Consider the following 13,336-nt stretch of genomic DNA (forward strand, 5'->3'; position numbering starts at 1 on the left):
ATTAAGAAAAAAAGATTCCTACGAATAGGAATCTTTTATGTCAGGGTTATTAGTTTAAATAATCAATAGCATGGCTGATTGCCTCTTTCATGCCCTCAGGATTTTTACCTCCTGCTGTAGCGAAGAACGCTTGTCCACCACCACCACCTTGGATATATTTACCCAATTCTCGAACAATTTGTCCAGCATTCAATCCTTTTGTTTCCACTATTTCTTTTGACACATAACAAGTCAACATGGGTTTGTCATTAGCAACAGAACCGAAAACGAGGAAGAGGTTTGTATATTCATTCCCCAATTCATACGCTAGGTCTTTCGCACCATTTGCATCTAGATCAACTTCAACAGCCAAGAAGGAAACCTCGTTAATCACTTGAATTTGTCCTTTTAGTTCCCCTTTTAAGTTTTTCGCTTTGTCTTTCAACAATTGCTCCACTTGTTTTTTCAACTTCGCATTTTCCTCTTGTAATGAAACAACGGCCTTCAACGTATCTTGTGGGTTTTTCAACACCCCTTTTAGTTCTTTTAGTGTCTGCTCTTGCTCTGCATAAAATGCCCTTGCGGCTTGATTAGTTATAGCCTCAATACGGCGAATTCCAGCTGCAACAGCCCCTTCACTTACAATTTTAAACTGCCAGATATCTGCTGTATTTTGCACGTGCGTTCCTCCACATAGCTCCATACTCTCTCCAAAGCGGATTGCGCGAACCTCATCCCCGTATTTTTCACCGAATAGCGCCATAGCTCCTTCTTCTACTGCTTGATTAAAAGGAATACTTCTTCTTTCAATCAAGGGCAATTGCTCGTGAATGCGTTGATTAACGAAATCCTCTACCAATTGCAATTCCTCCTCTGTTACTTTAGCAAAGTGCGAGAAGTCAAAACGCAAATGCGTAGGTGCAACCAAAGATCCTTTTTGTTCTACGTGCGTACCCAAAATGGTACGTAGCGCTTGATGTAGTAAGTGTGTAGCGGTGTGATTTGCCATCGATTGCTTACGCGCCTCTACATCTACTTTAGCAGTAAAAGTTCCCTCCACATTAGCAGGTAATGCTCTTACAATATGTAAAATTAAATTATTCTCTTTTTTCGTGTCGAGTACTTCAATCGATTCATTTGCTGTTACAATAGCCCCACAATCACCAACTTGTCCCCCTCCTTCTGGATAGAATGGCGTTGCATCTAATACCAGTTGGAATAATTTTCCATCTTTCTTGCTGTCTACTTTTCTGTAACGCGTGATTTTTACTTGGTTCTCCAATTGATCGTATCCAACGAATTGTTCCACATTGCCACCAATTAAAACGGTCCAATCGTCTGTTGAAACTTCTGATGCCGCTCTTGAACGCGTTTTCTGTTCATTCATTGCTGCATCAAATCCAGCTTCATCCAATTCTAAGCCTTTCTCTCTCAAAATTAAAGCGGTCAAATCGATTGGAAATCCAAACGTATCGTATAGTTCAAATGCCTTAGCTCCATCTACTACTTTTCCATTGGTTTTCTCAATTACTTGATCCAACAAATGCAATCCTTGCTCTAAAGTACGCAAGAAAGAAGCTTCTTCTTCCTTGATTACATTTTCGACCAAGTTTCTTTGAGATACAATTTCTGGAAAGAAAGCCCCCATTTGAGTAGACAATACCTCAACTAATTTATAGATAAAAGGTTCTTTGATTCCCAAAAAGGTAAATCCATAGCGAATAGCGCGACGTAAAATACGGCGAATTACATACCCAGCTCCGTTGTTTGACGGCAATTGTCCGTCGGCAATAGCAAAAGCTACTGCGCGTACGTGGTCCACCACAACGCGAATGGCAATATTAATTTTGTTTTGTTGCTCGCTAATACCTTGAACGGTATTATCTGTATAGTTTAATCCTGTGATTTCCTCTACTTTGCGGATTAATGGTGTAAATACATCTGTATCGTAATTTGATGTTACACCTTGCATAGCCATGCACAAACGTTCAAATCCCATTCCGGTATCCACGTGTTGTGCAGGTAATTTTTCTAGCGATCCATCTGCTTTACGGTTGAACTCCATGAATACGTTATTCCAGATTTCAACTACTTGTGGATGATCCGCATTCACTAAAGAGAAACCAGAAACTGCTTCTCTTTCAGCATTCGTACGCAAGTCGATGTGAATTTCAGAACAAGGCCCACAAGGTCCTTGATCTCCCATTTCCCAGAAGTTGTCCTTTTTATTTCCTAAGATGATGCGATCTTCAGATACATACTGTTTCCAAAGGTCGAAAGCTTCTTGATCAAAAGGTACATTCTCCGCCGAGTTTCCTTCAAATACAGAAACGTATAAACGGTCCTTTTCTAATTGTAAAACCTCAGTTAAAAACTCCCAAGCCCAAGCGATTGCTTCTTTTTTGAAGTAATCACCAAAAGACCAGTTCCCCAACATCTCAAACATGGTGTGGTGGTAGGTGTCAAAACCAACGTCTTCCAAGTCATTGTGCTTTCCAGAAACGCGTAAACATTTTTGTGTATCTGCAATACGCTTGCTTTTCGGCGTGGCGTTTCCTAAAAAATATTCTTTAAACTGGGCCATCCCAGAGTTGTTAAACATTAAAGTTGGATCGTCTTTCAAAACGATCGGTGCTGAAGGAACAATTAAATGTCCTTTTTCTTCAAAAAAGTTTAAAAACTTCTGACGAATTTCTTGTGATTTCATATTTTCGGAAACTAATATTTTCTATCAAACATTTGATTTACTTGCTAATTATTTCGTGTAAACCCGCATAGACCAACAAAATGTGTTAATTTTTTATTTCCATTTGTTATCTAATCCTCCATTAAACCAAAACATTGTTTAAATTTGTTGTTCAATGCCTTTTTTAATCGATCCAAGGTGTTCACAAAATTATTGCAAAAATAGTGTTTTTTAAATTATGGCTAAGGTAAAATATTATTACGATTCTGAAAAGTTAGCGTTTCACAGAATACGTCCAAAATCTTCGAAGCGAATCGTAAACATACTGCTATTCATACTATCCGCTGCAGCATTTGGATTACTTGGCTTATTTGTATTGATTAACGCCAATATTTTAGCAACACCTAAAGAAAAAATGCTCGAAAGAGAAGTTGCTGAATTTAAGACCAACTATACCTTATTAAATAAAAAGATTGACCTTATTGCAGAAGTTTTAGATGAATTAGAAGTTCGAGATAATGAAATTTACAGGGCCTATTTCAACACAGCACCTATTCCAGAAGAACAGCGCCGATCAGGGCTGGGTGGTTTAAATCGCTACAAGGAATTTAAAAACTTACAAAATGACAAGCTCTTACGACTTACTACAGAAAAAGTAGATGTTATTGCTAAGCAAACGGCTATTCAATCGCGCTCATTAGATGATATCATCAACTTAGCGAAAGGAAAGGAAAAGCTGTTAGCGGCGATTCCGGCCATTCAACCTGTAAAAAATGAAAGTTTAAAACACATGGCTTCTGGCTATGGATACCGAAGTGACCCTTTTACGAAAATTAAAAAATTTCACGCTGGCATGGATTTTTCCGTTAATATTGGAACGCCTATTTATGCCACAGGAGATGGACGTGTGACCCGTGCTAATAATCAGCTCTCTGGTTATGGTAATTTGATCGAAGTGGAACATGGATATGGATACCAAACGCGTTATGCCCACTTAAGCAAATACAACGTTACACAAGGACAAACTGTAAAAAGAGGAGATATTATCGGTTATGCAGGGAGTACAGGACGTAGTTCTGGTCCTCACCTCCACTATGAAGTCCATTACAAAGGTAACCCTGTGAATCCGTTAAACTATTACTATGGCGATATTTCTGCCAAAGAATTTGAGTTGTTGTTACAAGAAGCAAACCACGAAAATCAATCCCTAGACTAATGAAAGTTAATTTACCTGAGAAACGATATTACAGCATTGGCGAATTAGCAAAGGCTTTTGATGTCAATACTTCTTTAATCCGCTTTTGGGAAAAGGAATTCGATATCATTAAACCCAAAAAAAACGCCAAAGGCAATCGAATGTTCTCCCAACAAGACGTCAAAAATTTTGAACTCATTTACCACCTAGTAAAAGAGCGAGGCTTTACCTTGGACGGTGCAAAAGAACAACTAAAATTAAAACCAACGGAAGCCGTTGACAATTTAGAAATCATCAAGCGATTGGAATACATCAAAGAAACATTAATAAGTATAAAAAACGAACTCTAAAACAAACAAGAACATGAAAAAAATCTTACCTATTATCCTCATCGTAGTGGTACTAATCGGCGGGTACTTCTTATTATCCATGAATTACCAAAACACAGCTTTAGGACACAAACAAGCCGTAGATAAATCATGGGCTGATGTCGAAGGAGCGTACCAAAGAAGAAATGATCTAATCGGAAACTTAGTTGAAACGGTTAAAGGGGCTGCTGATTTTGAAAAATCTACCTTAGAAGCTGTAGTGAATGCAAGAGCAAAAGCAACTTCAGTTAGCATTGACCCTACCAATATGACAGAAGCACAATTGGCAAACTTCCAACAAACACAATCAGGAGTATCAAGTGCTTTAGGTCGTTTATTAGTGACTGTTGAAAAATACCCTGACTTAAAAGCAAATCAAAACTTCTTGAAATTACAAGATGAATTAGCGAGTACAGAAAATCAAATATTTACACAACGCAGTCGTTTCAACGAAACGGTACAAGTATACAATGGATATGTATTAAAAATACCGAATAAATTTTTCTTAAGTGGCTACCCTGAAAAGCCATTCTTCAAAGCAGAAGCAGGAGCTGAAAGCGCGCCAAAAGTAAAATTCTAATTCGCTATGCAACCTATTCATCAATTTTTAAGTCCATCGGATGAACAAGAAGTGATAGAAGCCATCACCCAAGCCGAGAAAAACACAACAGGCGAAATTCGAGTTCACATTGAAATGACTTCGAAAAAAGAGCCCTATGCGAGAGCACAAGAGGTGTTTTTTGAACTGGAGATGGATAAAACTTCCCATGCGAATGGCGTTTTATTTTACGTTTGTCTAACGTCTAAGGCTTTTGTTATTCTGGGAGACAAGGGGATTGATCAACGCGTACAAAAAGAAAATTTTTGGGAAGGCACAAAAGAACTTGTAATCAATCACTTCAAGCAAGGATTGTATAAACAAGGATTAATTTACGGTATACTCAAAGCAGGTAGTCAATTGAAAATTTACTTTCCCTCGACGGGAGAAAGCAACAATGAACTATCCAACGAAATATCAAAAGCTTAATAAAAAACATGCAAAAACGAAGAAACAAAGTCATATCATTTGTTGTATTTGCTTTCATTTTCCTCTGTTCGCAAGTCAATTATGCCCAATTTGATATTCCGTCTATTCCTTCAAAAGCACAGCAAACTTCGGTGTATGACTATGCTCAAATACTGAGTAGTCAACAGAATCAGGCTTTAGAACAAAGACTGATCGCGTACAGCAAAGAAACGTCAACGCAGATTGTTGTGATTACCATCCCTTCTTTACAAGGAGAGAGTATTGGTATTTTAGGACCTAAGTGGGGACAAACGTGGGGGATTGGTCAGAAAGACAAAGGCAATGGAGTACTTATCCTCTTAGCTGCTCAAGAAAGACAGATTGGTATCTATCCAGGTTATGGCGCAGAAGTTCAAATTACGGCGGGACAAGGCGGAGAATTAATTCGAAATCGAATTATTCCCGAATTCAAGAAAGGCGATTATTACGCAGGATTAAATGAGGGAGTCACAGGGATTATGGAGATGCTCGCAGGAACCTATCAAGCAGATAAAGATGCTCGTATGGATGGTGATAATGAGCTTGGAGGGCTACTTTGTGTATTTGCTATCGTTGCCCTGATCATAGGAATGATCCTATTTAAAAACAAAAATAACAACGGAGGCAGAGGCCCAGGTGGCCATTCAGGTCAACGCGGTTTCTTAGATGATTTAACCAGCATGGTAATTCTCAGCAACCTAGGAAGAAGCTCCGGTGGAGGTGGCTTTGGAGGAGGTGGAAGCTTCGGTGGTGGCGGCGGTTTTGGCGGCGGCTTCGGAGGTGGAGGTTTCTCTGGGGGTGGATCAAGTGGAAGTTGGTAACTGATACATATAAAGAGGGGGATCTTTTGGGGTCCCCCTCTCTGTTTTTTAAGACCGTCCTCTTAACCTAGTTTCATGGGTATAACAACATAATACCCCTATTTAGAGCTATCTTGTACGCATCATACTGCCTCGATAACTCCTTCCATTACCATAGTTCCCTCTATTTGCTCTTGTTTCTTTTCCGCCAAAAGCCTTTAGACTATACGTTAGAGAAAACATCACATAGCGCTTTAAAACCAAACTCTCCGAATCGACAATTGACGTTGCGTCAATCGTTCTTCTTGAACTGGTATTCTGATTCAATACATCATATACTTTTACCTTAGCCTTGAATCGATCTCCAAAAAACTCATAGGCTAAACTCATGTTCCACATATAGAAATCGCGATTATACCCACTGGCAATTTGCGAATTATAGGTATAACTGAAATCATTTCCGAACGTAAATTTATTCGGCCAATATAAAATAGTTTCCAAAGCAGCATTATGTGTATAATTACTCGCGCGATCAATATTAAAATTCTTATAACTCGACCAATTAGTATTGTAATTATAAGAAGGCGAAATTCGAAGTAAATCCCCGTAATCCAAACTCGCATATACACGCGGACTCAAACTATTGGATAGGGCATCATAAGTTACTCCATCGATATAGCCTTTACTCACACTTTGATTATAACGTAAATTAATTCCATAACGCAAGGAAAGTTCATCCCATTTCGCTGATCGGTACCACGCTCCATTCAATGACCAACTATAAGCCCCTGATATGTTCTTATACGTAGAAATACTCTTGCGATCTTCGTCATAATCAATAGCATTTACAATACTATTATTCAAAATATTGACATTTCCATAAAACGAATAACCCGAACGGGTTTGAAAATTATACGATCGATAACTCGCATTAAAGGAGTGATTTCCTGTTGGACGTAAATCGGGATTTCCTACAAAAGTGTGTAAGGGATTACTAATATCTACAATATCCAAAAGTTCCGTTGCGCGTTGGTAGGTCACATCATAGTTATACATAAATAAAAAGAAATTACCCTTCGACAGCAAATAACGCAAATTCAGTCGAATATTGGGGTCAATATACTTCTTGTCTAAGGCATAATTTTGACTATTATACAGGGCTTCTACGCTATTTTTTACAATTTGTGTTGATGTATTAAAATCAGCATTGAACTTCTTGTGCGTGAAATTAAATCCCACGTAAGGAGCGATTGTGGTTTGCACCGTCAAGTAGCGATTGGTTTGTAGCGTATTCAAATCCGTATACCCCTGTGTCGATTCGTTGTAATCGAATACTTTAGCGTCTGTAATGGTTTGATTTCTATCCCATCGATTACCGATTAACAGGGTAAGTGAATCAGTTACAGGTTGACTATACTCCAAAGAAAAAGTATAAGAATCGGTAGAATTATTCTGTTGCTGGTATTGACGTCGAATATCCTCTTTTTGTTCCGTTTGATAAAAATTTGTTGTGGATTCTTGCAAAATATCACTCGTATTAACACCATTGGAGTTCAAAAATTCTACGGTAAAGAATTGGCGATTTCTTTTTAACTTTCTCATATAGCGCATGGCATTTGAAAAGCTATTGCTCTCTCCTTTACTTATTGCCTCAGATTGACTATCATTGAGTAGCTCGCCTGAGTTATTGAGCGCCTGATCCATTGAATTCGTACTTGAGCTTGAGTAATTCGTTTGAAAATTTGGCATAATATAAAAAGAGTCTTTTTCTCCAATATAATCAATTGACACATTGGCTGAATGTCCCTCAGAATCACTTGTAGATCCTGATTCTGCATTAGTTGTAAACTCGCCCGAAGGTAAAAACTGCGTGACTGTAGATCGATTTTTACTTTCGTTGTCAGAAAAATTATAGTTATAACTACCGTTTACCTTCAATTTAGTCGAGAGGTCTTGTACAAAGTTAAGTCCTAGCATTCTCGATTCTGTAATTCCTCCTGAACTTTTCCCCATGCGCATATTGTCAAACACCTCATCCATAGAGAAGCCCATTGCATTGATATTGTTAGCAGAGCCGATAACATTCAATTGGGTTTTATCAAAAAAAGTATTGAAAAACAAACTTCCTTCATACCGTTCATCAGATCCATAGCCTCCTGTTATTTTTCCAAAATATCCTCTATTATTCTCCTCGTCAATGGTAATATTTATACTTGCAGTATCTGATTTTGCTCGTTCACCTGTAAATTTTTCTTTTTTAGTTTTCTTATCAGTCACTTGCACCTTATTGATGATTTCGGCAGGAAGATTTTCTAAAGCAATTTTGCCATCTTCACCAAAAAAAGGCTTCCCATTGACTAAGATTTCATTCACTTCTTTACCGTTGATGGTGATTTTCTTATTTTCATCCATCTGAAATCCTGGCAATTGTTTGAGCAACTGCTCCAAATTTGCATCTGGGCGTACTGAAAAAGAAGATGCATTAAATTCCAACGTATCTTTCTTTACTCGAATAGGGGGAGTATCAGCTTGAATAACCAATTCATCCAAGCTAGTAATGAGTTCTTGCAATTGAATCCTTCCCAAATTATAGGTGCTTTCTTTCGTTGGTTCTAAAGCTTGAGCATAGGGTTTAAATCCAACCATACTGGCTTTAAACAGCACTTTTTCTTCGGGCATTTTTACTTTTAAGTCAAAGTTTCCCTCCGCATTCGACATGCTGTACTCCAACACTGAATTATCTTTTTCTTTGACTACATAGACCGTTACCGCTTCGAGCGGATTTTTAACTGAATCGGTTAATTGTCCTCGAATACTAACGGTTGATTGACCAAATACAACCGAAGTAATTAGCATAAATAGTATGCTTATTATTTTTTTCATAGCAATAAAAAACGGTCTTTGTTCTCCCAAACAAAGACCGTATATTTTAGTATAATTACAATTATTTTTGTCTAAAATAGATATCGATAGGCACGCCACTAAAGTCGTAAATCTCGCGTAATTTATTCTCAACAAATCGGCGATATGGATCTTTGATATATTGAGGTAAGTTAGCAAAAAACACAAATTGAGGCGATGGCGTTGGCAATTGCATACAATATTTAATCTTGATATACTTTCCTTTAATTGCTGGCGGAGGAGTATGTTCAATAATTGGCAACATCGTTTCATTAAATTTAGAAGTTGAAATGCGATTCTTTCTATTTTCATACACTTGCACCGCAGTTTCTAAAGCCTTCAATAGACGTTGTTTGGTTATTGTAGATGTAAACACAATAGGCACATCCGTAAACGGAGCAATGCTTTCGCGAATTTTGTCTTCAAATTGTTTTGACGTTAGTGTATCCTTATCAATTAAGTCCCACTTATTTACTAAAATAACAATTCCTTTTCTATTTTTCTCTGCTAACCAGAAAATATTTTGATCTTGCCCTTCAAATCCTCTTGTGGCATCAACCATCAAGATACAAACATCACTGTGTTCAATTGCGCGAATCGAACGCATAACAGAATAAAATTCTAAATCTTCTTTTACTTTCGTTTTTCTGCGAATTCCCGCAGTATCCACGAGGTTAAAGTCGAATCCAAACTGCGTAAAACGCGTGTCAATAGCATCTCTAGTTGTTCCAGCGATATCCGTAACAATATAGCGATCTTCGCCAATAAGTGCATTGATAAAGCTCGATTTACCTGCATTAGGACGTCCTACTACAGCAAAACGAGGCAAGTCTCCATCTTCGCTTTCTTCTCTTACTTCTTCTTCTGGCAATACTTTGATTACCTCATCTAATAAATCTCCAGTACCACTACCACTCATTCCCGCAATAGGATAGATTTCTCCTAATCCTAAATTGTAAAACTCATAGGTATCTTCCATGCGCTTTCCACTATCTACCTTGTTAACCGCAACAAAAACTGGTTTTGTTTCACGGTGCAACAATTTCGCTACTTCCGCATCCATGGGCGTAATTCCCTCTTCTACATCTACAACGAATATAATGACATCTGCTTCTTCAATTGCCAAAGCAACTTGACGTCTGATTTCTTCTTCAAAAACATCGTCAGAACCTTTGATGTATCCTCCAGTATCAATCACAGAGAATTCTCTTCCGTTCCATTCTGATTTGCCGTAGTTTCTATCACGAGTTACCCCGCTAACCGAATCTACAATTGCCTCTCTCCTTTGAATCAATCGATTAAAGAAAGTGGATTTTCCTACGTTTGGTCTCCCAACTATGGCTACTATACTACTCATAAACTATTTTAATATGTCGCAAAGTTAATACTTCAATGCAATACTTTGACGCTATTATTTAATTTCTCTATTTTTTTTGATTGTATCCGAAACGCTTCAACTGATAATCGCTCGATCTCCAATCCTTATTTACCTTCACAAAAAGCTCAAGGTGTACTTTTTTAGCAAAGAATTTCTCCATTTCCATTCGGGCAGCAATACCGACCTTTTTCAAAGCAGCTCCTTTATGTCCAATCAAAATTCCTTTTTGCGTATCGCGTTCCACCATAATAATGGATTTGATGCGAATAATCTCCTCTTCTTCCAAAAATTCCTCTGTCTCAACCTCTACTGCATAAGGAATCTCTTTCTCATAGTTCAACAAAATTTTCTCGCGAATAATCTCGTTAACGAAAAAGCGCTCCGATCTATCCGTTAGAGCATCTTTAGCATAAAAGGGTGGTGATTCTGGAAGTAATTCAATAATGCGATCGTATACCGCTTGTGTATTGAACTTCTCCAAAGCTGAGATAGGAAATATCTCGGCATTGGGAACTTTTGATTTCCACAACTCGACTTGTTCTTCCAATTGCTGTTGATTTGATTTATCAATCTTGTTCAACAACAACAAAATAGGCACTTTCGAATGAATGATTCGATTAAAAAAGGCTTCGTCTTTCAGCTCTTTCTCTCCTACTTCCACCATATAAATCAACACATCTGCATCTTCAAAAGCGGATTTTACAAAATCCATCATTGATTCTTGTAATTCATACGCCGGTTTGATAATACCAGGTGTATCGGAAAATACGATCTGATAATCCTCTTCGTTTACAATTCCTAAAATACGATGTCTTGTTGTTTGTGCTTTTGACGTAATTATTGATAATCGCTCGCCCACTAATGCATTCATCAGGGTCGATTTCCCTACATTGGGATTACCTATAATGTTCACAAATCCAGCTTTATGTGCCATAAAAATATATTTTTCGGTACAAAGGTAGTTTTTATCGATGAGATAGTTGAAAAAAAATGAAAGAACTCGACCTAAATCCTTCCCAAAAAGCTTTTTTAGCGCACTAAATTTTGATTTATACGCGATTTTACTAGCTTTACTTTTTAAAAATGAAGAATAGAACGATATGATTGAAAACCAAAAACACTGGTCTAAAGTAGAATATTTACATGAAACAGTAAAAAACCCCAATATCCACATCAAAGGCAATACAAGTTATTACAGTGGCGCATGGAGTGGAACCTTTGAAGAGAGTGTTGTTCGCTATTTATATGGAGATACTTATAGTTTAAGTCAATGGGAACCTGCTTGGCCCATCGATCAATTACACATTGGATCCCATGTATGCATTGCTGCTGAAGCGGTTATCTTAATGGGGGGTAATAACACCCATCGCATGGATTGGTTTAGCCTATATCCCTTTTTAGAAACTATTGTTGAAGCTTATCAAGGCAAAGGCGACACACACATTGGTGATGGCGCTTGGATCGGCATGCGTGCGATGATCATGCCAGGCCTAGTAATCGGTGAAGGAGCTGTGATTGCCTCAGGAGCAGTTGTAACCAAAAACGTTGAACCTTATACTCTCGTAGCGGGTAATCCAGCGAAACCAATTAAAACGAGATTTGATGCCGCTACAATTGAAACCTTACTCCAATTGAAAATTTATGATTGGCCAACAACCAAATTCAAGGCCCTACAACCCTATATTACCGCCAATGACCTTGCTATCTTAGTACGTGAAAGTCATTTGTACGATGAAGCACATAAATAATCTAAAAAACAATTGGAGATAATCCCCCTATTGTTCAACTCATTAGGATTTAAACCGCAACAAACCCTCCATTTTAAAAAACTTTTATTTGGTTTTACTTGGTTTGTAGTATTATTTGTTTGTATATTTGCACCACAATATCGCGGGATAGAGCAGTAGGCAGCTCGTCGGGCTCATAACCCGAAGGTCACAGGTTCGAGTCCTGTTCCCGCTACTAAGCCAAAAAGACTTAATCGAAAGATTAGGTCTTTTTTTTGTGGTGAATGGTAAATTGTGAGTGGTGAGTGGTAGGTCGTCATGCTAAACAGCCGAATAACAAACCGAAACGCAGTGAAGGTTCATCGAACACCAAAAACAAAATATAAATTAGGTGAGATAAAAGCCAAAGAGCGAATAACTAAAGCCAAACAACAAACCGAAACGCAGTGAAGGTTCATCGAACACCAAAAACAAAATATAAATTAGGTGAGATAAAAAACACACTACTTTTTTCACTTCTTCTCCCTATAGCCCATGCAATATTGACTTTTTTATCCCTAAGGGATAAGAATATGCGGTATTGTCTCTTTGGATTTAATTCCAAATCTTTGCTGAAAATTATCGCAAATGATACCTACATTAGCTCAACAAATTGCTGAATTGAATGAAAATTTAGCCCAACAAGTACCTACAGCAATTTTAACAAGTTTTGGTCAATCCATTGAAGACCTCAAAAAATTACAACTCGAAGAAAGTGCGATTGCACTAGGTGCTCCTTTTCCAAACTTCAAACTTCAGAATACGGACAATCAAATGGTGGAATTAAGTGAATTACTGCAAAAAGGACCTGTAATCATCAGTTTCTTCCGCGGATCATGGTGCCCCTATTGCAATTTAGAACTACGTGCCTTCCAAAATAAACAAAGTCGTTTAGCGCAAGAAAATACAACAGTTGTTGCGATTTCCCCTCAACTTCCCGCGTATAACCAAGAACTAAAACAAACCCATCAGTTGGATTTCGAACTGCTTACTGATCGAGATAATCTATTGGCTAAACAAATCGGAATTGCGTTTCAATTACAAGACTATATCATTCCCATCTATGAAACATTGGGCATTGATCTTCCTACCTTCAATGGTACAACACAACATGAATTACCGATTCCCGCAGTTTTTGTATTGAATCAAGATGGGGTTATCACTTACAAATTCGTTGACTCAAACTATATGAATCGCGAGGAGTAAAGGGAAAGGGAA

General features: G+C 37.9%; 11 protein-coding genes and 1 tRNA gene. 8 read left to right on the forward strand and 4 right to left on the reverse strand.

The genetic code is table 11. The annotated features are described in order from the left end of the window. Positions 1–49: 49 nt before the first annotated feature. On the reverse strand, positions 50–2,686 hold the full coding sequence (gene alaS, locus ACPDHL_RS00580; protein ID WP_430530869.1) for an alanine--tRNA ligase: 2,637 nt from the start codon (positions 2,684–2,686) through the stop codon (positions 50–52). Between the two features lie 217 nt (positions 2,687–2,903). Between alaS and ACPDHL_RS00585 the strand changes: the two genes are divergently transcribed. From ACPDHL_RS00585 to ACPDHL_RS00605, 5 genes are read left to right on the forward strand one after another with little or no spacing between them, the layout of a single operon-like run. After that, on the forward strand, positions 2,904–3,881 hold the full coding sequence (locus ACPDHL_RS00585) for a M23 family metallopeptidase (RefSeq protein ID WP_430530870.1): 978 nt from the start codon (positions 2,904–2,906) through the stop codon (positions 3,879–3,881). Further along, positions 3,881–4,210: a MerR family transcriptional regulator gene (locus ACPDHL_RS00590; RefSeq protein ID WP_430530871.1), complete on the forward strand. Its 330-nt coding sequence runs from the start codon at positions 3,881–3,883 to the stop codon at positions 4,208–4,210. The genes ACPDHL_RS00585 and ACPDHL_RS00590 overlap by 1 nt, the downstream gene beginning before the upstream one ends. A gap of 13 nt (positions 4,211–4,223) precedes the next feature. Continuing rightward, complete coding sequence (locus ACPDHL_RS00595) at positions 4,224–4,808, forward strand: LemA family protein (RefSeq protein ID WP_430530872.1); 585 nt, start codon at positions 4,224–4,226, stop codon at positions 4,806–4,808. 6 nt (positions 4,809–4,814) lie between these two features. Then, positions 4,815–5,255 (forward strand): TPM domain-containing protein, encoded by a 441-nt coding sequence (locus ACPDHL_RS00600; RefSeq protein ID WP_430530873.1) that lies wholly within the window; start codon positions 4,815–4,817, stop codon positions 5,253–5,255. A gap of 8 nt (positions 5,256–5,263) precedes the next feature. Continuing rightward, positions 5,264–6,094 carry a TPM domain-containing protein gene (locus ACPDHL_RS00605; RefSeq protein WP_430530874.1) on the forward strand — a complete coding sequence of 277 codons (831 nt, stop codon included), beginning with the start codon at positions 5,264–5,266 and terminating at the stop codon, positions 6,092–6,094. A gap of 108 nt (positions 6,095–6,202) precedes the next feature. Here the strand turns inward: ACPDHL_RS00605 and ACPDHL_RS00610 are convergent, their stop codons facing one another. The 3 genes from ACPDHL_RS00610 to era form a co-directional block, all read right to left on the reverse strand. Beyond that, the gene (locus tag ACPDHL_RS00610) at positions 6,203–8,956 is read right to left on the reverse strand and encodes an outer membrane beta-barrel protein (RefSeq protein ID WP_430530875.1); all 2,754 of its coding nucleotides are present in this window, start codon (positions 8,954–8,956) and stop codon (positions 6,203–6,205) included. A 61-nt stretch (positions 8,957–9,017) separates the two neighbouring features. Next, on the reverse strand, positions 9,018–10,331 hold the full coding sequence (gene der / locus ACPDHL_RS00615; protein WP_430530876.1) for a ribosome biogenesis GTPase Der: 1,314 nt from the start codon (positions 10,329–10,331) through the stop codon (positions 9,018–9,020). A gap of 67 nt (positions 10,332–10,398) precedes the next feature. Continuing rightward, entirely contained in the window at positions 10,399–11,286 is an 888-nt protein-coding gene (era, locus tag ACPDHL_RS00620; RefSeq protein WP_430530877.1) for a GTPase Era, read from the reverse strand. 166 nt (positions 11,287–11,452) lie between these two features. On the opposite strand from era, the gene ACPDHL_RS00625 reads away from it, so the two are divergent. From ACPDHL_RS00625 to ACPDHL_RS00635, 3 genes are all read left to right on the forward strand, one after another. Next, positions 11,453–12,100 (forward strand): CatB-related O-acetyltransferase, encoded by a 648-nt coding sequence (locus tag ACPDHL_RS00625; RefSeq protein ID WP_430530878.1) that lies wholly within the window; start codon positions 11,453–11,455, stop codon positions 12,098–12,100. A gap of 141 nt (positions 12,101–12,241) precedes the next feature. Beyond that, positions 12,242–12,314, forward strand: a tRNA-Met gene (locus ACPDHL_RS00630). A 392-nt stretch (positions 12,315–12,706) separates the two neighbouring features. Beyond that, entirely contained in the window at positions 12,707–13,324 is a 618-nt protein-coding gene (locus ACPDHL_RS00635) for a peroxiredoxin-like family protein (protein WP_430530879.1), read from the forward strand. Positions 13,325–13,336 lie beyond the last annotated feature (12 nt).

Source organism: Myroides sp. C15-4 (assembly GCF_050522745.1).
Taxonomy (GTDB): domain Bacteria; phylum Bacteroidota; class Bacteroidia; order Flavobacteriales; family Flavobacteriaceae; genus Flavobacterium.